Annotated in this window: 11 protein-coding genes; 4 read left to right on the top strand and 7 right to left on the bottom strand. The window is 47.1% G+C overall.

Annotated elements, in window-relative coordinates; genetic code table 11:
* Positions 1-28: 28 nt before the first annotated feature.
* Complete coding sequence (locus C1N53_RS10755; RefSeq protein ID WP_137759312.1) at positions 29-931, bottom strand: Ppx/GppA phosphatase family protein; 903 nt, start codon at positions 929-931, stop codon at positions 29-31.
* 232 nt (positions 932-1163) lie between these two features.
* Positions 1164-2519, bottom strand: coding sequence for a peptidoglycan DD-metalloendopeptidase family protein (locus C1N53_RS10750; RefSeq protein WP_137759311.1), 1356 nt, complete (start codon positions 2517-2519; stop codon positions 1164-1166).
* Between the two features lie 166 nt (positions 2520-2685).
* On the opposite strand from C1N53_RS10750, the gene C1N53_RS10745 reads away from it, so the two are divergent.
* The gene (locus tag C1N53_RS10745) at positions 2686-3579 is read left to right on the top strand and encodes a murein L,D-transpeptidase catalytic domain family protein (RefSeq protein WP_137759310.1); all 894 of its coding nucleotides are present in this window, start codon (positions 2686-2688) and stop codon (positions 3577-3579) included.
* 63 nt (positions 3580-3642) lie between these two features.
* Here C1N53_RS10745 and malQ read toward each other — a convergent pair whose 3' ends face one another.
* From malQ to treZ, 4 genes are read right to left on the bottom strand one after another with little or no spacing between them, the layout of a single operon-like run.
* Positions 3643-5157: a 4-alpha-glucanotransferase gene (gene malQ, locus C1N53_RS10740; protein ID WP_137759309.1), complete on the bottom strand. Its 1515-nt coding sequence runs from the start codon at positions 5155-5157 to the stop codon at positions 3643-3645.
* Positions 5154-7883, bottom strand: coding sequence for a malto-oligosyltrehalose synthase (gene treY, locus C1N53_RS10735; protein ID WP_137759308.1), 2730 nt, complete (start codon positions 7881-7883; stop codon positions 5154-5156). Before treY ends, malQ begins: the two co-directional genes overlap by 4 nt.
* A gap of 8 nt (positions 7884-7891) precedes the next feature.
* Complete coding sequence (locus C1N53_RS10730; RefSeq protein WP_137759307.1) at positions 7892-10315, bottom strand: DUF3536 domain-containing protein; 2424 nt, start codon at positions 10313-10315, stop codon at positions 7892-7894.
* The gene (gene treZ, locus C1N53_RS10725; protein WP_137759306.1) at positions 10315-12144 is read right to left on the bottom strand and encodes a malto-oligosyltrehalose trehalohydrolase; all 1830 of its coding nucleotides are present in this window, start codon (positions 12142-12144) and stop codon (positions 10315-10317) included. The genes C1N53_RS10730 and treZ overlap by 1 nt, the downstream gene beginning before the upstream one ends.
* Before the next feature lie 256 nt (positions 12145-12400).
* Here treZ and C1N53_RS10720 point away from each other — a divergent pair, with 256 nt between their 5' ends.
* The 3 genes from C1N53_RS10720 (at position 12401) to glgB (ending at position 20310) form a co-directional block, all read left to right on the top strand.
* Entirely contained in the window at positions 12401-14371 is a 1971-nt protein-coding gene (locus tag C1N53_RS10720) for an alpha-1,4-glucan--maltose-1-phosphate maltosyltransferase (protein ID WP_137759305.1), read from the top strand.
* A gap of 160 nt (positions 14372-14531) precedes the next feature.
* Complete coding sequence (treS, locus tag C1N53_RS10715; RefSeq protein WP_137759304.1) at positions 14532-17864, top strand: maltose alpha-D-glucosyltransferase; 3333 nt, start codon at positions 14532-14534, stop codon at positions 17862-17864.
* Entirely contained in the window at positions 17857-20310 is a 2454-nt protein-coding gene (gene glgB / locus C1N53_RS10710; RefSeq protein ID WP_137759303.1) for a 1,4-alpha-glucan branching protein GlgB, read from the top strand. The genes treS and glgB overlap by 8 nt, the downstream gene beginning before the upstream one ends.
* 139 nt (positions 20311-20449) lie before the next feature.
* Here glgB and C1N53_RS10705 read toward each other — a convergent pair whose 3' ends face one another.
* Complete coding sequence (locus tag C1N53_RS10705) at positions 20450-22588, bottom strand: glycoside hydrolase family 97 protein (protein WP_168194012.1); 2139 nt, start codon at positions 22586-22588, stop codon at positions 20450-20452.
* Positions 22589-22721: the final 133 nt, after the last annotated feature.

Genomic DNA, 22721 nt, shown 5'->3' with positions numbered 1-22721 from the left:
GGCGGCCTGAGAGGGCCGCCTTTGCTGTTTATCTGCTGATCTTGTCAATAATGAATTTTTCCGGGTGATGCTGTTCATAAAGGGCATGAATCATACCGTCTTTCAGGCCTACTGCCGGCACAAGCATACATTCCAGCTTGGCCCACTTCATGGCCGAAAGATAAATTTCTGCGGCAGGCAGAATAACATCTGCACGATCCGGGTTCAGTAAAAGCTCGGTCAGGCGTTCCTGCATACTCATTCCGGCAATTCTGCCGGCAATCTCTTCTATTTGTTTCCGGTAGATCGGTTTTCCCTGTAGCTTACCGGAAAGGTCGTAGATTTTATTGATGTTACCGCCTGTGCCAATGGCACGGCTCAGGTTATACTTGCGTGCATTCTCCTCTATCCATACCCGCATTTTGTTCCACAACTCCTGAGAGTCTACTCCATGCATGTGTCGGATAGAGCCCTGCTCGAACGATTGGGAAGCCATTTTTTCGCGGTTTACATAGATGTTGAACTCGGTACTGCCGCCGCCAACATCTATGTGCAGGTAATTGCGGTCGTCTAAGAAATTACGGATTACTTTATTAATAAGATCGGCTTCAGACTCTCCGCCTATTACCTGTATATCCATGCCAACTGCTTCGCGAATGCGCTGTATAATTTCAGGGGCATTGGAAGCAGAGCGCATAGCTGAGGTTGCACAAATCATGAAATGATCTACATCGTGCACATCAATAAGAAGTTTAAAAGCCTGCATCAGCTTGATGAACTTCTGTATTTTTTCTTCGCTGATAAAGCCGGTGTTAAATACATCTTCGCCGAAACGAATGGCATACCGGATGTACTCTACCCGTTTAAAGATTACTTTTCCGTTCTGGTTCAGAACATTGGATATCTGGCACCTGGCAGCATTAGAACCAATGTCGATAGCAGCTAATTTCAAACTGTATTCTCCGTTGTTTTAAATAAATAGATTAGGTTTATATATGTAAATATAATAGAAATGCCGACCATCGCCTCAGTTTTTCTGCTATAATGGCCCCACGTACACCTGATTAAACGCATGCAGATGGATTACCTAGCTTAGGTGCTTTGCCAAAAGGTTGAAAAACAGAAAGAACAGCCTGAAGCTGTTCTTTCTGTCGTGTTGCCGGGATTCGAAGCTTCACCAGGTTTTAACGGGTGGAGAGCTGTGAGTCTTCGTGTATCCATCCTGTTTCTCCGGCCTCGTTTCTGACAAGTCTGAAATCGTTAAAAGTAGCAAGAACTGCCACACTGGAACCAGAAGACAAGCTATCTTTGGGTGCAGCCAGCGGATGAGCTTCATCCAGCAAATCTGTTTCCTTTGCCAGCTTTTCGTACCGGACAGGCTTGGAAATGCTTTCTACCACACTATTGGCAATGTAGGCTTCTGTGCCGTCAGGCAAGCTCACTCTATACCAGTTGCCCGTGCCCCCGATTACCTGCAAAGGGGTGTGTTGAGGCAGGCTTCTGTACACATTGCTTTTAGTGGATGGCAGCAACCTGGTATTTGCTGATCTGGTAGAAACACGCAGCCAGCCTCCCAGATTTTTTAAGTCAGCTGTAATAGCCGGAGGTGTTTGCGATGGCATGTGCAGGTATGGGTAAGGATTGGTAGCACCCGTGCCCGAACGGTAAATGCCAAAGTGAAGGTGAGGCGTGGTGCCTCTGGCATTGCCGGTATTTCCAACTAAACCTAAGGTGTCGCCTATATTTACACGCTGCCCGGCAGTAACCAGCTGCTTGTCGAGGTGAGCATAATACAGGTTCTGGCGCCGGTTTGCATCGGACAGCCATACCACATTACCACCTAATTTGTTGGTGCCAACGCGCGTAACAATACCGGGCACCGAAGCTACGACAGGAGTTCCACGTGGTGCCACAATGTCTACGCCTTCGTGGTTGCGTGTGCCTGCATCTCTCGGGTCGCCCCAAAAGCTGTCGATGCCCCTGTTCTTTTTGCTGGGTACCGGAAAAGCCAGCGTAGGCTGCGATATAATGCTGATAGTGTACTGACCGCTACGCAGCAGTTCCGGCTGCACCCGCAACAGGTGAGTCAGGTCGTCTTCAATCTCATATTCTATGGCTACTGCAGCTGTATCGGCGTAAGACACGTGTTTTGCCACAGGCTGCAGCTTATACAGGTCCATAAATACTTTCATCTCTTCTTTCGACCTGGTTTCCAGGTTTACAACAATTTTCTGGCCTCTCTTTGCCTCAAAGCGGTAACTGGTAGCCATGGGTGTTTCTGCGGCAAAATACCCGGTCTCCTTAAACGGCAGGGTAACTGTAAGTGAGTCCTGTAATGCTTTTTCACCGGCCTCTGCCCATGCTTTCCCTAAAGCTGTCTGATCCAGTTTTGCATCTTTCAGCGAGGATGCATAGCGCTCGTAGGGAGTTTGTTTTGTGAAAACCTGGCGCAGTGCCTGCGGGCCTCCACAACCCGTGATCAGCAGCACCAGTACTAAAAAATTGATGAGTGGTAAATACTTTATCGTTGTTTTCTGCATGTTATTCAATACGGCTCATTTTTGTTGTATAACACCAACAAGACCAAAAATGATGCCTTAATACTGTAATTGTTTTAGATTTATTTATATATATGATTGATAATCATGCGCTAATAAACAACAGCGGCGGCTGGTCGTAAACTAGAGAGAATCAGCAGGAGAATATATGAAAAGGATCAGATGGAAAGCGAGAACAAAAAAGGTGGCTAAAGGCTTCATTCCGCTTTTTGCACCTCTCATTATATCGCCTGTAGCTTCTCCGTTGGGAGTTTCGGCTACAAGCAAAGACATTAAGCGCTACAAGGCAAACATATCAGACTATAAAGTGATGCAGTTTGGAGAACTGACGCATGAGCTTTATAACGAAATGCATTTGCAGGAAGAGGGGCTGCGGTACGAAGTTTTCAATAATGCGCTGGCTGGTTATTATAATCTGAAGCACGAGGGCAGATTGTCTGAAAAGCCAGTAATCACGATAGTGGATTTTACAAAATCGTCCAGAGAGAAGAGGCTTTGGGTAGTGGACATTGAAAATAAGGAAATACTGCACCATACCTATGTAGCGCATGGACGAAATTCAGGCGAAGAGTTTGCAGAGACTTTTTCTAACGATAATAACTCATATATGAGCAGTGTAGGGTTTTATGTAACGCAGGACATCTACTATGGCAAACATGGCCTTTCTCTGAAGCTGGAAGGCCTGGATGAGGCATACAATTCTAATGCCCTGGATCGGTGTATTGTTATGCATGGGGCAGAGTACGCCAACGAAGAGTTTATTGAGCAGTACGGGCGTTTAGGAAGAAGCCTTGGCTGCCCGGCACTGCCTATGGAAGAACACCAGGGTATTATCAACTCCGTAAAAGGAAAAACTGCCATGTATGTACATGCTGCAGACAATGCCTATACCTCGCAGTACCTGGATTATGCCAATGCTATGGCTGAGCTGGTACACGAGAAGCACCTGGATGCTCCTTTAAGAACAGTCGATTTTGATCAGGAGCAGGATAGCACTGATACAAACACTCCTGACGATGCTATAGCAGGCACAGGGGATTAAGAATTTACTTTTAGCTTTCTTCACTATAAAAAGAGGCTGTCTTTTCAGACAGCCTCTTTTATTTTATTTCCGGCCATATATCTGCACCAGCTTCTTGAGCCGGTGAGCCTCTGTTTTGCGGAACAGCTTCGGTTGTAAGCGCCATTCCCAGTTGTGGGAGGCGGTGGAGGGTTTGTTCATAATGGCCTCAGCTCCTAAACCAAGTATATCCTGTATCGGAACAACAGCCAGTTGAGCTACCGACATATAGGCCATGCGGCTCATTATCTCGTGCACATTTTCTTCATTGAACTCATGGCCACTATACTCGCGCAGGCGCTTGATGTCTGCCGCTTTTGCTTCTTCCTGGTACCAGGCGCGTACCGTGCTGTTGTCGTGGGTGCCTGTATACACAATACAGTTATTAATATGATTGTGCGGCAGGAAGGAACTGTCAAAGGCGAGATCGTCGCCGAAGGCAAAAATAAGCAGGCGCATGCCCGGCAAATCGAACTGCTGCATGAGGTCGCGCACCGGCTGGTCTATTTCACCCAGGTCTTCCGCTATAATCGGCATTTCAGGTTTGCGCTCGCGCAGGATGCTTAATATTTCGGCACCCGGAGATTTCTCCCACTTCCCGTTAATAGCGGTTTCCTCTCCAGCTGGTACTTCCCAATAGGCAGAAAAGGCCCGGAAGTGGTCGAGACGCAGCAAGCCAAACAAAGCCAGGTTGTGTTCGATGCGCAGAATCCACCAGTCGTAGTTGTGCCTGGCCAGCTCCTGCCAGTCGAACACAGGGGTGCCCCACAACTGGCCTGTTTCGCTGAAGAAATCTGGCGGCACCCCGGAAACGGCTGTAGGCATTCCGCCTTCATCCAGTTTAAAGTTTTGCGGGTGCGACCACACATCAGCGCTGTCATGGCTCACATAAAAAGGCATATCGCCAATAAACGTGATGTCGCGGCCGGTGCAGTAGTACTTCAGCCTGTTCCACTGCTGGTAGAACAGGAACTGTAAAAACTGCTCGCGCTCTATTTCGTCTGCCAATTCGCTGGCCAGTTGCTGTACGGCCTCCGGTTCACGCTTTTTTATGGCTTCGTCCCATTCTACCCAGCTTTTCTGGCCAAAGTGGCTTTTAAAAACTACAAAGTAACTATAGTCCTGTAGCCAGGCGCTATGATCCTGTTTAAATACCTGGAAATCGCGCTGCTGCTTTTCAGTGCCACGGCTTTTAAAGTTCTCATAGGCCTTCAGCCAAATGGTTCTTTTATATGCAGTGGCTTTCTGATAATCTACTCTGTCATCTTCAAAGTTCTCACTTGTCTTAAGATCAGTTTTCTCCAGCAAGCCTTCCTCTATCAGCAAATCAGGGCTTATCATGAGCGGGTTGCCTGCAAAGGCGGAGTGGCTGCTGTAAGGAGAGTTTCCTGATCCCTCTTCTGTTGGGTTAAGCGGCAGAATCTGCCAGTACCGTTGCCCGGCTTCCCATAGCAGGTCCGCAAACTGATAAGCCTCTGGTCCTAAATCTCCAATGCCATATTTAGATGGAAGAGAGGTGATGTGCAATAAAACGCCGCTGCTTCTCCTGTGTACTATCATGCTTCTGTTGCTATTAAAAGTGCTACCGGATAGGTGTCAAATATCAGGGCAAGAGCTAAAGAGTCTTGTCCTGTTAGGTCTCCTTGTCCGAACAAATTTTTCCAATTTTTAGGGGCGCTTTCCGGTAATTTGATTCCTGTGTCTTCCCATACCTGCTCCCCAAGCGGAAGTTCGTTTTCTGAAACTATACCAGCCAGTAAACGGGGTACGGCTACAATCAGCCATTGCCCTTCGTGATGGCGTGCAAAGGCAATTACATTTTCCTTGTATTTACCTGTAAAGGTGAGCGGAATATAATCGCCATGATCAAACAGCGCTTTCAGCTGCAGGCGCAGGTTCAATACCTTGTAAATAAGGTATTGCTTTACCCGGGCATCCGAAGGGTCCTGTAACAACTGCTGCTGTAAGGCTTTTTCATCCTTCTCTTCCTGCGCTTTCATTTCCTGCAGGTACTGCTGGCGTAGCTCATAATCAACCGGACGTCTGTTATCCGGATCTACCAGGCTGAAGTCCCAGAGCTCACAACCCTGGTAAATATCCGGTACACCCGGACAGGCTACTTTCAGCATTGTCTGGCAGAGAGAGTAAATCCAGCCGAAATGAGCCGTTCTTTTAAAGAAAGGCATAAAGGTTTCTAAAAAGGCTTTGTCTTCCTGCAGCAGCTTTTGCACCAGGTTCGAAACAGCACTTTCGTAAGCTTCGTTAGGCTCTGTCCAGTTAGAATTTACTTTGGCTTCGCGGAAAGCTTTTGTTAGATACTCCTGCACACGTTCTACCAGGGTATCATCTACAGTGCCATCGATAGGCATAACGCCTACTAAAGTCTGGAAGATGAAATACAGATCATTGGGTGTAGGGCCTACTTCAGTTACATACTTCTGCGCGATTTCCTGCCATTGTTGTACAGCCTTCTCCCATTCTTCGGGTAGTTCGCTCAGTACTTCCAGGCGCATACGTGAGCCTTCGCCCCGTTTGGTATCGTGCGTGGCGGTGGCGTTAATGGAGTGCGGGTAAGTTTCCAGCTTATACTGCATCAGCTCATGAAAATCCCTGCGCTTGATGTGAAATACATCCGGACTGTTGCCCACCTCGTTCAGAGAAATGAGCCTGTTGTAGTTATAGAAGGTGGTGTCTTCCACACCCTTTGCTGCTAAAGGACCTGTAAACTGCTGGCTGCGCATCACAAAGTACAGCTTTGCCTGTTCCCGCTCTTCAGAGTCCTGCGCATCGTGGTCGAACAGCGTGCGCAGGTGGTTTAGTTGCGCTTTGGCTTCGGGTGTTCGTTTGGCTGCTTCGTCAAAAGCTTTGTCTATAATCTCTATTGCTTCTTCTGATAAAGGAAATTTGTTGCCATAGATTCGGTATACCGGGAAAGACGAAAGCAGGGTAGCCAGCGCTGTGCTCCACTCTTCATCGGTATAAGCATCTGTTAGTAGGTCGCTGTTTTTTAAGATGCGCAGCAGGTTCTGAAGCTCGCCTTGCATGTGGTGCTCCAGCATGTATATCTTCTTCTCGAAAACAAGCTTTTCATAATCGGTACGGGCTCCGGGCACCAGACGGCGGTATAGCTGTGTAAGCTTGCGTTCTCCGGTAGCATCGGTATACAGGTTGCTTACCCAGGCCAGAAAATCATAGCCGCTGTTGCCCTGAATGTCCCAGTACTCGGGCAGGTTTTCCTCGCCTTCCAGAATTTTTTCCACGACAAGGTATTTATCCTCACCTGCCATAGCCCGAAGCTTTTCCAGGTAACCATCAGGATCAAACAGTCCATCCACATGGTCTACACGTAGCCCCTGGAAAATCCCCTGGTCAGTGAGTTGTTTTATAAAATCATGGTACCTGTCGAAAACATCCTGGTTTTCCATGCGCAGGCAGATGAGGTCGTTTACAGTAAAGAAACGGCGGAAATTGATCTTCTCTTCTGTGATCTGCCAGTTGCATAACAGGTAGAACTGCTGGTCCAGTATATTTTGCAGTGCCGTTTCATCGTTGTTCAGCTGCTCCAGCACCTGGTCAACAGCTTGCTGAATTGCCGCATTTTTCTGGGCATCGCCATACAGTGCCATTTTCTGCTGCGACCATTCCGCTACATTAATTTTATCGCTTTGTATCATTCTGAAAATAGAACCGATATGCCCCTGAAAAGAAGCTTGCGCTTTATCATCAGAAATATGCTCTGCAATCTGCTTCAGCAAGGTATCATAAGCAGAAATACTAAGCGGGTACATGTTGTCGAAGTAGGCTACCTGAAACCCGTTCTCGCCAAACATTATTTTAATTTGCTTTTGCTTCAGAATGTCTTCCAAAGGTTCACCCAGGAAAGGCACCATCAGTTTTCCTTCGAAGTCAGGATGTGTGAAGTCTATATCGAAGAAGTTGTAAAGCTCTGATTTCTGACCTTTTTCCAGCACATCCATCAGCCACCTGTTTTTAGGATGGTAGGCCATGTGATTAGGTACGATATCCTGTAGCCAGCCCATGCCGTGCTTCTTCAGTTCCTGGGAGATCTCCTGCAGTTCTGCCAGGGTGCCCACTTCAGGATTTATTTCATGCGGATCTGCCACGTCGTAACCATGCTCGCTCCCTGGTTTTGTAGTAAAAAAAGGAGCAGCATAAATGGTGCTGATTCCCAGGTCGTGCAGGTATGGAATCAGCTTACGTACCTCCTCCAGTTTAAATTTCGGAGATAGTTGTAGCCTGTAAGTGGCTGACGGAATATATACCATATAGCGTTCTAAGCTTTAAAATTAAGTTTATCAAATAATTCATCGAATTTCTCACACCAGTATACCGCTACTTCATCGTTCTTTTTGCTCAGGTTTCTGAAGTGCTGATAAACGGTGTTTTTCAGGCGGAACACAGTATTCTGTGCGTGCCAGTAATCTGGCTTTAACGGAGAATCTTTTAGTGTGTTAAGCAGGTTCACGAGCAGGTGCATTTTATAGATGTTATCTATTTTCTCTTCCAGTTGTGTGGCAAGCCGTGCAACCAGCTGCGCTGCCTCGTATTCCATCACTTCCAAGTTCAGCACAATGTTCATCCTGGCAGCTTCACGAAACAGTTTCTTTATTTCGTTTATATCCACTTCCTGTGCTGTCAGCTCCCGCTTAAGTTTAGTGTTTACGACATATTCCAGCGTGAGGTACAAGGGCCGTGGTAGTGGCAGGTTAAGCGACGACATGGCCAGCATGAGCGGGTAGTTGTTGTCGTACACATGCTGCAAGTCGTTTTCGATGCCGTTTAAGGTATGTCTTAAAACCTTGCTTAGAATCTTTTTCTGGTCGTCTTTAAACAAGTGCCAGAAAGAGTAATTGTGCGACTCGAAGTACTTATCAAGCAGCATGATAACTTCATTTATACTGCCCCTGTTAAAAGAGGTGGCCAGTTCCAGGTGCAGCTTCTCAAAAGCTTCCTTGCTGATGAATTCGCGTACGCCACCGAACAGCTGGTGGTCGCCGAGGTGCAGGATACCGAAAGTGATTTCTACCTGTTCCCAGGTAATGATGGAGCGAATCTTTGCGCGCCCGATTGCCAGTTTTTGCCGGCCTGCCTCCAGTAGCTCGTATTTATCTGAAGCTGCCTTAAAGCTGTAGAGGTTCAGGTGTTCCGGATCTTTGGCAAACAGCGAGGCAACGGCATAATGTGCGCCCACCCGTAGCATGTCTATGACAGTAGGCTTGATCACCTTTACATACGTATCAGCGGCAGTGCCTTGTTCCGGTCTGTTGCTCCTGGCTTTTTCCAGTAAGGCCAGGAATTTTGTCTCATAGTCTTTGCCACCACTGATATCATGTGCCAGTTGTAGCGCTCTGGCTGCATAAAAGATATCCTGTACCGTTTCTATGCCTGTCACTTCATCAAAAAACCAACCGCAGCTGGTATACATCAGCAGGGTATGGTACTGCATTTCCAGCAGTCTCAGAAAAGTAGATTTTTCTTCAGCCGTAAGTGCCCTGTTTGTCTGTGATTTTATAAAGGATTCTACATTTGCTTTCGAACGATCCATAATCACCTGGATGTACGTATTCCGGGCTTCCCAGGGCTTAGCACCCAGCTTCGTCATTTCTTCTTCATACAACCCTTCCAGTTCATCGCGTACCCAATCGAAGGATGCGCGCAAAGGACCACGCCAGGCCTGGTTCCATCCGCTGTTTCCGCCGGTATTACAGCCACAATCGCTGCGCCAGCGCTCCACGCCATGTGCACAGCTCCACGAGGTGTTTTCGGTAATGTACGCTTCGTACGTTGGCGGAAACTTCTCAATATACTCGCCATACACGGTAAGTTTTGCCTGCTCTTCTTTTTCGATGCGATCAAGCGCAAACGAGAGTGCCATTTCGCCAAAGCGGTGATGGTGCCCATAGGTTTCGCCATCGGTGGCAATGTGCATCAGCTGTGGCGCGTCGTTATTATCGAAGGTGCTGAGCAGGCGGCTCTTCAGGCGTTCGCCGTTATTCAGCAAGCCTTCAAAAGCGATTCCCTGCGACACCGGGCCATCATAAAAAAACAGCACTATTGTTTTGCCGGAAGGCAGGTTACACAGGTATGGCCTGCGGGGGTCAATATTTGCCCCAACAGCGTCGTGCCATTCCTTTTCACCAATTTTCCGGTAACGGTTAGCCTGATAAGGTGATAAAATTGTAAACTTGATCCCATGCTCAGCCAATACTTCCAGCGTTTCTGTGTCGGCGGCTGTTTCGCCCAGCCACATGCCTTCCGGATCGCGGCCAAACCTTTTTTTAAAGTCGTAAATTCCCCAGATCACCTGCGTATGCTTGTCGCGGAGGTTGGCCAGCGGCATAATCAGGTGGTTGTATACCTGTGCTATAGCTGAACCGTGACCTGAGAAAAGCTTCTGACTTTCCTTGTCCGCTTCAAGTATCGCCTGGTAAGTTTCAGGGGCTTTCTTCTCCATCCACTCCAGCAGGGTGGGGCCAAAGTTAAAGCTGATACGGGAGTAATTATTTACAATGTCCACAATGGCGTCTTCGGCATCCAGAATGCGGGATGCGGAGTTACGGGCATAGCACTCGTCTGTAATTCGTTCGTTCCAATCGTGAAAGGGTGCGGCAGATTCCTGAATTTCTACTTCGTTTAGCCAAGGGTTCTCTCTTGGTGGCTGGTAAAAGTGGCCGTGGACACAGATGTATTTGTTCATTAGTTACTTTGTAGTATAAGGAGTGATTCGGGTTGTAGTTTTATGGTTTTGCCCTGACTCAGATCGGTTTCAGCACCTGTACCGCCCCATTCCTGTGCGGCAGAGTGCAGCACAACCTCCCAGTTTTTTCCCTGCGACTGATCCAGGTCTATTTCCTGTACCTGATCGCTGAAGTTGAACAAGCTGTAGATGGCAGGTGAACCACCAAAATGAATTAGGTGTAATACAGTTTCGTCTTCGTTAAAATAGGCTTCCAGGTTTTGCTTGCTTAGCTTTTGCAGAGCTGGTGAGGTTTTTCTCAGTTGTATAAGCTTTTTATAGAACTCCCGTAACTGGTTCTGCTTTTCGTTATGCTTGTAGCTGTGCTGCAGCTTCGACTTCCGAAAAGTATCTTCCGATTGGGGATCTGGTACTTCGCCTTCCCAGGCAAATGCCGAGAACTCTTCTTTACGCCCTTTCTGTACTGCTTCTACCAGGTCTTTGTCTGTATGGCTTACAAAGAACAGGAACGGATTTTCCTCGCCATACTCTTCGCCCATAAACAACATGGGCGTAAACGGGGCAAGCAGGATTAAACCGGCAGCCAGTTTAAGTTTATCAAAAGAAACTAACTGAGTGATGCGTTCTCCCAGCATGCGGTTACCAACCTGGTCGTGGTTCTGTGCACAGATCACGAATTGTTTGGCAGGCAGGTCTGTTGCATCGTTTCCCAGGGTTCTTTTGCGGAACTCCGAGTAAGTGCCGTTATAAATAAAGGCATGTTTCAGCGACTTAACCAGCAGTTCCGGCTTTCCATAATCCATGTAGTAGCCTTCTACTTCGCCTGTCAGCAGCGTATGCACGGCATGGTGATAATCGTCCATCCATTGTGCGGCTAATCCGAAACCACCTTTTTCAGCCGGGGTCAGCAGGCGCACGTCATTCATGTCGCTTTCAGCAATCAGGGCGCGTGCTTTTCCTGTCTGTTCTTCTATGTCAGTCACATGCTCCTGTAGTTCTTTCAGAAAGTGTTTTGCCCCGGTATCCAGTATAGCATGCACCGCATCTAAACGCAAAGCATCAATGTGGTAGTCGCGCAGCCACATGATCGCGTTCTGTAAAAAGAAGTTTCGAACGTGGTCGGAATGTGCATCGTCAAAATTGAGAGCAGCTCCCCAGGGTGTATTATATTTTTCGGTAAAGTATGGCCCAAAATCGCGCAGGTAGTTGCCTTCCGGCCCCATATGGTTGTACACAACATCAAGTACAACCGCAATGCCTGCCTGGTGGCAGGCATCTACCAGGCGTTTTAAACCATCTGGTCCGCCATAAGAATTCTGCACGGCTGAAGGATACACGCCATCGTAGCCCCAGTTTCGGCTGCCCGGAAACTGGGCAATCGGCATAATTTCGATGGCTGTAATGCCGAGATCCTTCAGTTCAGGAAGTTTATTGATAATACCTTCAAAAGTTCCTTCTTCTGAAAAGGTGCCTACATGCAGCTCATAGATAATCATCTGCTCCAGCGGTAGTCCTTTCCAGTTCTGGTCGGTCCAGGAAAATGCTTCATGGTCTACCACTTCCGAAGCGGTATGTACGGTATCAGGCTGATAGCAGGAAGCAGGATCAGGCCGCTCTGTGTCTTCGTTAAGTTTATATAAATAACGAGTTCCTGGTCTGGCATCTTCTACAAGCCCTGTCCAGTAACCAAATGCTTCACGCTGTAACGGAATATCATTGCCTTTTCCTTCTATGACAATGCTTACTTTCTCTGCTTCCGGAGCCCAGACAGTAAAAGTAGTGCCTTTTTCTTTCGTATATTTTGCACCTATTTCTCTAGTTATTCCCATTTTTTCAACGTTTATAAACACAGCAGATTTAAACTGACTTCTAGAGGTTTAGGTTTTAAGATTTTAGTTAACACGCAAAGAACAAGTATTAACCTGTACTTTATTAATTTAATTAGAGTATTTTATACATAACTTATAGTAATATTGAAGACGCAATAATGAAGTTAATTTATTAAAAATTTAATATATAGTTCGAAACATATTTAAGCTTCATGCAGTAGGTAGTATATTTACGAGAGCAATTTCTTAATCATACATGGAAGCACTGGAAGGAACCAAACGAGTTATCATCGAAAATGTAAAGCCCGAGCTAAACTGTGGGCAGTATCCAGTAAAGCGCGTAGTAGGGGAGGAGTTAACAGTATCCGCCGATATTTTTACGGACGGGCACGATGAGGTAAAAGCTGTTTTACTGTACCGTCATTCTAAAAAGAAGAAATGGGAAGAGGTGCCGATGGAGTTCCTGGGGAACGACCGCTGGCAGGGAACCTTTATTCCGGATGCCATGGGCCTTTATGAGTATACCTTGCAAGGTTGGATCGATCATTTCTATACCTGGCAAAAAGGCTTGAAAAAGAAATTTGAGGCCAACCAGGATATCACTGTAGAGCTGCAGATCGGCGCGCAGTTTTTAGAAGCGGCCGCTGCTGAAGCAAAACCAGGCCAGCAGAAGCGACTGCGTAAGTGGGCCGAAGAACTCAAACATGCCACTTCTTTTGCCGATGCCGTAGAGCTGGCTACCGGCTCCGATGTAACCGACCAATACAATGCCAGTGCCGAACGTAAAAATGTAACAACCTATTCTAAAATACTTGGAGTAGATGTTGAGCGCCAGAAAGCCTTGTTTAGTGCCTGGTATGAATTTTTCCCACGTTCTGCCGCACAGGAAGCCGGCCGCCACGGCACGTTTCAGGACTGTGAACGATTGCTGCCGCGCATTGCCGAAATGGGCTTTGATACGATTTACCTGCCGCCTATTCACCCAATCGGGCGTGAATTCAGAAAAGGAAAAAATAATGCTGTTACGGCACAACCAGGCGAGCCAGGCTCTCCCTGGGCCATTGGAGCTGCCGAAGGCGGACATAAAAGTATTTTGCCGGAGCTGGGCACTGTGGAAGACTTCCGCAATTTTGTTCAGTCTGCCCGCGATCACGGCATTGAAATCGCCCTTGATTTTGCTATTCAGTGCGCACCGGACCATCCGTATGTAAAAGAGCATCCGCAGTGGTTTAAATGGAGGCCGGATGGCACTGTGCAATATGCCGAGAACCCTCCGAAAAAATACCAGGATGTATTGCCTGTTAATTTTGAAACAGAAGACTGGCAGAATCTCTGGAAAGAATTAAGAAGCATTCTGCTCTACTGGATAGACCAGGGCGTGCATATTTTCCGGGTAGATAACCCGCACACCAAATCCTTTCATTTCTGGGAATGGGTAATTAAAGATGTGCGCCGCCAGCACCCACAGATCATTTTTCTGGCCGAAGCCTTTACCCGCCCACGTGTGATGGAGCGCTTAGGTAAAATTGGTTTCACGCAATCTTATACCTACTTTACATGGCGCACCACACCTGAAGAAATGCGGGAATATGTGACAGAGCTTACCAAAACCGATATGCGGGAATATTACCGCCCGAACTTCTGGCCTAATACTCCTGATATTCTGCCGCCGCACCTTACGCATGGCGGTGAACCAGCGCACATTGCCCGTGTGGTGATGGCTGCTACTTTATCTTCTAACTATGGCCTGTACGGCCCCGTGTATGAGTTTGGCTTAACAGAACCCATGCCTGGTAAAGAAGAGTACATTAATTCTGAGAAGTATGAAATCCATCATTGGGATTGGGGCAGGCTGACGAAGATACGGGAAGTAATTACCAAGATAAACAGAATACGTAAAGTAAACCCAGCCTTGCAAACAACCTGGAATGTGGCGTTCGGTGATGCCGATAACCCAAACATTCTCTGCTACGGCAAGTGGGACAGCAATTTTGAAAACCGGATGCTGGTGGTTATCAACATGGATCCGCATAATACGCAGTCGGGCTGGGTACGTGTGCCATTAGATGAACTGAAGCTGAACAAAGGCCAGCAGTATCTGATGCACGACCTGTTATCCGAACATAAGTATACCTGGACCGATGAATGGAATTACGTGGAACTGCGCCCTTGGGAGATGCCGGTGCATGTATTCAGAATTGAAACAGTTACAGCAGGACTGGGATAATTTAGTTGAAAATTTAGAGAGTTAGAGTGTTAGAAAGTTAGAGAGGTAAAAATTAAAAAGGTAGAAAGGTTGGGGAGGGATGGCTGCTAATCATTTTTAACTCTCAACTCAGAACTCCAAAAAGCACCCTTAGGATTAAAGAATAAACTTCAAAAACAATATGGCAGAGGACAACATCCTGTTAGACGACAACATTCATTGGTACAAAGATGCCATTATCTATGAGTTGCACATAAAGGCTTTTATGGATGGCAACGGCGATGGTATTGGTGATTTTAAAGGCTTAATGCAAAAGCTCGATTACCTCGAAGACCTGGGGGTAACAGCTATCTGGCTTCTGCCTTTTTACCCGTCTCCGTTAAAAGACGATGGTTATGATATTGCTGATTATTACAGCATTAACCCGTCTTACGGGAACATGCAGGATTTTAAGCTCTTTATTAAAGAAGCGCATAAGCGCGGACTTAAAGTAATTACAGAGCTTGTTATTAACCACACCTCTGACCAGCACCCTTGGTTCCAGCGTGCGCGTAAAGCAAAAAAAGGCTCTCGTTACAGAGACTTTTATGTGTGGTCTGATGATCCTAACAAGTACAAGGATGTCCGCATTATTTTCACCGACTCTGAACCTTCGAACTGGACGTGGGACCCTGTAGCAGGGCAGTACTATTGGCATCGCTTCTTTTACCACCAGCCAGACCTGAACTACGACAATCCGGAAGTTCAGAAAGAGGTGTTTAAAATACTGGATTATTGGTTTGAAATGGGTGTAGACGGTTTCCGCCTGGATGCTGTTCCTTACCTGTTTGAACGTGATGGCACCAACGGCGAGAACCTGCCAGAGACGCACGAATTCCTTAAAAAACTGCGCAGCCACGTTGATAGCAAATTCCAGGGTAGGTTACTTTTGGCGGAAGCTAACATGTGGCCTGAAGATTCGGCAGCTTATTTTGGTAATGGCGATGAGTGCCACATGAACTACCATTTTCCGATCATGCCACGCTTGTTTATGTCGGTGAAAATGGAAGACCGCTACCCAATCATCGATATTTTTGATCAGACTCCTGATATTCCTGAGAACTGCCAGTGGGCTATGTTCCTGCGCAACCACGACGAACTGACGCTGGAGATGGTAACCGACGAAGAACGCGACTACATGTACAAAGTGTATACCCGCGATCCGATGGCTAAAATCAACCTGGGTATCCGCCACCGCCTGGCTCCGCTGTTGGGCAACGACAGGGGTAAAATAGAACTCATGAACGTGCTGCTGTTCTCGATGCGTGGAACGCCGGTGGTGTACTATGGCGACGAAATAGGCATGGGTGATAACTACTATCTCGGCGACCGGGACGGGGTGCGTACGCCAATGCAATGGAACGATAACCGCAACGCAGGTTTCTCTACGGCCAATCCGCAGAAACTATATCTGCCGGCTATTATTGATCCGGAATACAGGTACGAATCTGTGAACGTTGAAACACAACAGCACAACAGTACTTCTTTGCTATGGTGGATGCGACGTGTGATTAACATGCGTAAACGCTATCAGGCGTTCGGGCGTGGCACCATTAAATTCCTGAACCCGGCTAACTCTAAAGTACTGGCCTTTATTCGCTCCTACAAGGAAGAAAATATACTGGTTATTGCTAACCTGTCCCGCTTCCCGGAAGCAGTTGAACTGGACATACCGGAATTCAAAGGTTATGTTCCTGTTGAAGTTTTCAGTAAGAACAAATTTCCGGTAGTTAAAGATGACAGCTACCTGTTCACTATTGGAGCACATGGCTACTACTGGTTTGAGATGCAGCCACAGGAAGCTTCGGCGAATGCTGGCATTGACCTGCAGAAATCCATTGCACAATTAACGTCTTTAAGCAACCCGCTTCCGGCTAAATCATTAAAGACATTAGAGAGCAAAGTGCTGCCTCCTTACATTGTGAACAGACGCTGGTTTGGAGGCAAAGCCCGCACTATTCAGCGCATGCAGATTATCAACAGTACTCCTTTGCAGGTGGGTGAAAAAGGTGCTGCACTTCTTTTTGTGGAGGTAAACTACAACGAAGGCTTGCCTGAACTGTACCAGCTAACAGTTGCTTTTGCAAAAGGTGAGCAGGAGCAGGAACTGATCAGTACTTATCCTGCCAGTGTAATTGCCCGCGTGACATTAGACGGCCAGGATGGTATTTTATATGACGCGCTTTATTCAGAAGACTATCGCCAGCTACTGTTGCAGATGATGGCCAAGCGCCGCAGCCTGAAATCAGACGATGCAGAGCTGGTAGGCATCAGCGATAAGTCTGTTAACGCTAAGCTGAAAGAAGTAGGGCAACTGAACTCGCGTATACTTGGTGCCGAACAGAGCAATACCTCTGTCATTTACGAAAATCAGTTCTTCCTGAAAGTATACCGTAAGCTGGACCGGGCCATGAACCCGGATGTGGAAATTGTGCGCATGCTTACCGAAGGTGTAGGCTTTAAGCATGTGCCACGTTACTTAGGTTCTATCGAGCACCAGGAGCAGGGCAAAGCACCCATGGTACTGGTTATGCTGCAAGAGCAGGTTCCGAACCAGGGCGATGCCTGGGTATATGTAGAAGATTCCCTGAAGCGCTTTTTCGAGCGCCTGCAAACACATACAGATCATGTAGAGGTGGCGGAGACGCTGGGAACCTTATCGAAGCCGGTTGCATTCAGCGAGGCACCTGAAACGGTACAGATGCAGTTAGGTGGAGCTTCTGTTGAGCGGATAGAGCTACTTGGCCTGCGCACAGCTGAGATGCACCTGGCCTTGGGATCTATACAGGATGAAAAAGATTTTGAGCCGGAAGATTTCTCGCTGCACTACCAGCGTTCGCTGTACTCTTCTCTTACCTCACTGGTTAGAAGCAACTTCGATAGCCTGAAAAAGCACCTGCCTAAGTTGCCGGAAAACGTGAAGGCCGAAGCAGAGGAAATCCTTAAAATGCGCCAGGAGATTCTGGAGCGCCTGAAAAGGGTATTCTCCAGAAAAATAGATACACAAAAGATCCGTACACATGGCGATTATCACCTGGGGCAGGTCTTATTCACAGGTAAGGACTTTGTTATTATCGACTTCGAAGGAGAACCGGCACGTGCTTTCAGTGAGCGTCGTCTAAAAAGGTCTCCGCTACGCGATGTGGCCGGTATGATCCGTTCTTTCCACTATGCAGCTTACAATGCGTTGTTCCAGCAGGATAATTTCCGTAAAGAAGATGGAAGCTACCTGGAGCAGTGGGCAGAGCAATGGTACCATTATGCCAGCGGGTTCTTTATGCATACTTATCTGAACAAGACAAGAGGAACAGGTGTGATACCAGCTTCGGAGGAAGATTTTGAAATACTGATAGATACTTTCCTGTTAGAGAAAGCGATCTATGAGTTAGGATATGAGTTAAACAACCGTCCAGATTGGGTACTTATCCCAATTAGAGGCATTAAATACATCATGAGGAAGTATCAGAATGGCTAAGAAAACGGAACAGAAGGAAAATCTGGGACAGGAAACAATTGATTTAACAGGCAAAACAAAAGCTTCTAAACCCAGGGCAAGCACTAAAGGCACTTCGCTGCCGGGCGAGCTCGGAACGGAGGTGCCTAAACGAAAAACCACTGCCAAAGCCGACAGTACAGCTGTTGCAACAGAAGCGGCTCCAAAAGCTGCTTCGCCGCGGGCGAAAGGTAAAAAAGGCGCAGCTACCCTGGCAGACGATCAGCAGGCGGCCTTACCTGTACCTGCCAAAAAAGGCAGAGGCAAAAAGGCTGCGGGCACTTCCGAAGTAACGGATTATCCTGTAAGCGATGCCGTTTCTGCGGAAAGCTTCGCCCCTGAAACAGCCCAGGCTCCTGAACGGGGCGGTGGTAAAAAAGGGCAGGAGGATATAAAGCCTTTAGGCGAAAGCGCGGTGGGTGCTCCTGAAGGACAGGCCGAACAAGCAAAGGGGGCTCCTTTGGCTGAGGAGGGAGCAGAAGCCACGGCCCCGCTCGCCCAGCAGCAGGAACAAGCCGTTTACTATAATATCAGCCGTTTTACCGACTTTGATATTTACCTGTACCGCGAAGGCCGCCACTTTACCTTGTATGAGAAATTCGGTTCTCACCTGATGGAGCATGAAGGCAGGAACGGGGTTTACTTTGCTGTATGGGCTCCAAATGCCGAGCATGTTTCTGTGATGGGTGACTTTAACGGATGGAACCGCGAAAGTCACATGCTGCGTGCCCGTTCCGATGATTCGGGTATCTGGGAAGGTTTTGTGCCGAATGTGATGGCAGGGGCTTTGTACAAGTACCACATTAAATCGCGTTACCATCTGTACCATGTGGAGAAGAGTGATCCTTTTGCTTTCCGACGTGAAGTGCCGCCTCAAACTGCTTCTATTGTAGCCGATACCAACTATCAGTGGAACGACCAGGAATGGTTGCAGGCAAGAGATCACAAAAAAGAGGAAGTGCAGCCATACTCGGTTTATGAGATGCATGCAGGCTCCTGGCGCAGGAAACCGGAGGATAATAACCGTCCGCTTACTTACCGCGAGTTAGCCGAAGAACTGCCTGCTTATGTTAAGGAGATGGGCTTTACGCATGTAGAGTTCATGCCGCTGATGTTCCATCCGTTTAACGGCTCCTGGGGATACCAGATAACGGGTTATTATGCTGCTGCCAGTTCCTATGGTTCACCGCAGGACCTGATGTGCCTCGTTGATGCGCTGCACCGTGAAGGCATTGGTGTTATACTCGACTGGGTACCTTCTCACTTTCCTTCCGATGAACATGGGCTGGCTTATTTCGATGGTACGCACTTATACGAGCATGCCGATCCACGCAAAGGATATCACCCAGACTGGAACAGCTACATCTTTAACTATGGCCGGAACGAAGTACGTTCTTTCCTGATCAGTAATGCGCTGTTCTGGCTGGACAAGTATCACATAGATGGACTTCGTGTAGATGCCGTAGCCTCTATGCTATACCTGGACTATAGCCGTAAACATGACGAGTGGATTCCGAACGAGTATGGTGGCCGCGAAAACCTGGAAGCCATTTCTTTCCTGAAAGACTTTAATAATGCTGTTCACGACCGCTTCCCGGATGTGCAGACCATTGCAGAAGAGTCTACTGCGTGGCCGGCTGTAACGGGTGAGGTAGAGCATGGCGGGTTGGGCTTTAACATGAAATGGATGATGGGCTGGATGCACGACTCCCTCACTTATTTTGCAAAAGACCCGATTTACCGCCGCTACCACCAGGGCGACATCACATTCAGTATCATCTATGCTTTTAGCGAGCGTTTCATGCTTCCGCTTTCACACGATGAGGTAGTGCATGGCAAAGGTTCTCTCATTAATAAGATGCCTGGAGATGAATGGCAGAAGTTTGCCAACCTGCGTGCTCTTTATGCCTACATGTATGCGCACCCTGGTGCAAAACTGTTGTTTATGGGTGGTGAGCTGGCGCAATACAGAGAGTGGAACCACGATAGCAGCCTCGATTGGCACTTGCTGGAGTACGGGTACCACATCGGTATACAGCAATTGATCGGTGAACTGAACAACGTATACAAGCAGGAGCGGAGCCTGTTCGAATATGCCTTCGATAACCGTGGTTTTGAGTGGGTAGATCTGAACGATGCGCACAACAGTGTGATGAGCTTCCTGCGCAAAGGTAGCAGGGAGGAGGATCAGGTATTGGTGGTGTGTAACTTTACACCTGCCGTGCACGAGAACTACCGCCTGGGAATTCCGTTGGCTGGTAACTGGCAGCAGATTTTCAACAGCGACGAAAGCAGGTTCGGAGGAAGTGACTTCAATAACCAGACAAGCATTCAGGCGGCAGCTGAGCCTTTCCATGGCCGCGAGTATTCAATTTTACTGAAACTGCCGCCTATGGCAGTGGTGTACTATAAATACCAGCCTGCCTAAAGAGTACCAGAAAAATGTTTAAAAAGCAGCGGCCTCGTTTAGTTGAACGAGGCCGCTGCTTTTTGCTATTGATCCCGGTTTCCTAGACCAGATTTCTGCAATGGGCTTTCCGGTGCAGGCGTTTGGTAGTTTAATCGTCTTATAGCTTTTTCAAACTTTTCATTTCTGCCGTGGTGCCTTCTTTTATACTAATGGCAACACCGCCGCTTGAAGCTAACTGCTGTTTCAGTTTACTTTTTGAATTTACAATTACTTTGCGAATTGTATAACTCTGCGGGTTCTTATCATAGCTGGCATCCTTACCATCAGCATAAATAGTTGCGATATAGCTTTTCCCTTTTGGCAGGTAATCAAAAGTTATTGATGCAGTACGAGGTTGTTCGTCGGTAATGCCTCCTACAAACCATTCGCTTTTTCCTTTTGCTTTTCTTGCGATTGTTACGTAATCGCCGGGCTCCGCTTCCTGAACGTAAGTATCGTCCCAATCAACGGCAACGTCTTTTATAAACTGAAAGGCATCCAGAAAGCGTGCATAATTTTCCGGCATGTCTGCTGCCATTTGCAATGGACTATACATGGTTACATAATAAGCCAGTTGTTTAACTAGGGTAGTGTTTACACGCTGGTTGCTGCCTGTTCCGTAATAAGACAGGTCGGTTTGAAAAATACCTGGCGTAAAATCCATCGGTCCACCCATTAACCTGGTGAAGGGAAGGATAGTACCATGTTCAGGAGCCAGGCCACCCATTGCTTCAAACTCAGTGCCACGCGCCGATTCCTGGGCAATCCAATTTGGGAAAGTACGGTGAAGTCCTGTAGGTCTAACGGCTTCATGGCTATTTACCATTATTTTATAATCAGCAGCCGTACGGGCTACATGTATATAATGGTTTACCATCCATTGGCCATCGTGGTGCTCGCCACGCGGGATAATCTGGCCGACATAACCTGTTTTAACAGCATTATAACCATTATCGGCCATAAACTGAAAGGCTTTGTCCAAGCGTCGCTCATAGTTGGTAGCAGAAGCAGAGGTTTCATGGTGCATCATAATTTTTACGCCCTTTTCAGCTGCATACTGCTGAAGCTCCTTTACATTAAAATCTGCATAAGGAGTTACAAAGTCAAATACTTCTTCTTTCCAGTTGCCTATCCAGTCTTCCCAGCCAATGTTCCAGCCCTCTACCAACACAGCATCAAAACCATGCTCAGCGGCAAAGTCTATATGCTTCTTTACATTTTCATTAGTGGCACCGTGGTGGTTATTGGGTGTTAGTTTACTAAAGTCCTGGTCTAGTTTTACATTTGTTTCCGTTCCGTAAGCCCAGGTGCTTTTACCTGCCACAAAGTATTCCCACCAAACGCCAATGTATTTGGTTGGTTTAATCCACGACACGTCTTCATACTTGGTAGGTTCGTTCAGGTTTAGAATAAGTTTCGATGCTAATATGTCTGTTGCCTTGTCGCTTACCACGACGGTTCGCCATGGCGACTGTGCATCTGTTTGAATATAGCCTTTGTTACCGACAGCATCAGGTGTAAGGTGGGAACTCATTTTAAAATTTTTGGCATCCACGTTCAGGTTCATTGCCGGGTAGTTGATTAAAGCTGCTTCGTGTATATTAATATACAAACCATCAGCAGATTTCATCATAGAGGGAGTTTGAACCGAAGGGTTGGGAATGGGTTGCTGTGCGGTAATAGCTACAGTAGCCTGTTTTTGCAGAGCAGGAATTTCTGAAATTTTAGAGGTAGTGTATGGGTACTCATTGGTATCATAATCGCCGGGGATCCAGAATATCTTATGGTCGCCTGCCAGGTTAAACTCAGTATGCTCTTCTTTTATAACAAAATAGTTTAGCTCCGGCTGTCTTGGAAACTCATAGCGGAAACCCAGGCCGTCGTTAAACAGGCGAAACCTGATTTGAATAGAACGATCCTTTTGTTCTTTTTGTGAGAGTGTTACTAAAAGTTCATTATAGTTGTTACGGATGGTTTTCTGCTCTCCCCATACCGGAGCCCAGGTGTCATTTACGGAGGCCTGTTCCGTGCGCTTTATGGTAAATCCTTCCATTAAAGACGCGCCTCCATGTAGCTCCAGGCCTAGTGTGCTCGGTTTGATTACTGGTTTGTTTTTAAAGCTTAGCTGGTAGGATGGAACACCGTTGCCGCTTAATTCAAATTTAAGCGTAAGGTTTTTATCAGGAGAAGTAATAACCTGTGCATGTAATAATGTATTGAAAGTACAGGCAAGTAAAATAAGTACTAATTTTTTCATGAAAGGTGTTGAGGATATTACACTTCTTATTTTTAGGTTCATTATGATTATGGTTATTGATTATATTAAAATGGTAGCCATGGGTGTTTCCGGGGCGTTTGGTGCGCGACCCTCAGAGTTGTTACATGCAAGC

It is taken from the genome of Pontibacter sp. SGAir0037, assembly GCF_005491705.1.
In the GTDB taxonomy this organism is placed as follows: Bacteria; Bacteroidota; Bacteroidia; order Cytophagales; family Hymenobacteraceae; genus Pontibacter.
This window is presented reverse-complemented; position numbering and strand designations above follow the sequence as displayed.

Excerpts from the sequence above, each read along its gene's own strand:
- C1N53_RS10720 (WP_137759305.1), top strand. The coding sequence starts at position 12,401 with ATGGAAGCACTGGAAGGAACCAAACGAGTTATCATCGAAAATGTAAAG.
- treS (WP_137759304.1), top strand. The coding sequence starts at position 14,532 with ATGGCAGAGGACAACATCCTGTTAGACGACAACATTCATTGGTACAAA.
- C1N53_RS10705 (WP_168194012.1), bottom strand. The coding sequence starts at position 22,588 with ATGAAAAAATTAGTACTTATTTTACTTGCCTGTACTTTCAATACATTA.
- glgB (WP_137759303.1), top strand. The coding sequence starts at position 17,857 with ATGGCTAAGAAAACGGAACAGAAGGAAAATCTGGGACAGGAAACAATT.
- treY (WP_137759308.1), bottom strand. The coding sequence starts at position 7,883 with ATGGTATATATTCCGTCAGCCACTTACAGGCTACAACTATCTCCGAAA.
- treZ (WP_137759306.1), bottom strand. The coding sequence starts at position 12,144 with ATGGGAATAACTAGAGAAATAGGTGCAAAATATACGAAAGAAAAAGGC.
- C1N53_RS10750 (WP_137759311.1), bottom strand. The coding sequence starts at position 2,519 with ATGCAGAAAACAACGATAAAGTATTTACCACTCATCAATTTTTTAGTA.
- C1N53_RS10745 (WP_137759310.1), top strand. The coding sequence starts at position 2,686 with ATGAAAAGGATCAGATGGAAAGCGAGAACAAAAAAGGTGGCTAAAGGC.
- C1N53_RS10730 (WP_137759307.1), bottom strand. The coding sequence starts at position 10,315 with ATGAACAAATACATCTGTGTCCACGGCCACTTTTACCAGCCACCAAGA.
- malQ (WP_137759309.1), bottom strand. The coding sequence starts at position 5,157 with ATGATAGTACACAGGAGAAGCAGCGGCGTTTTATTGCACATCACCTCT.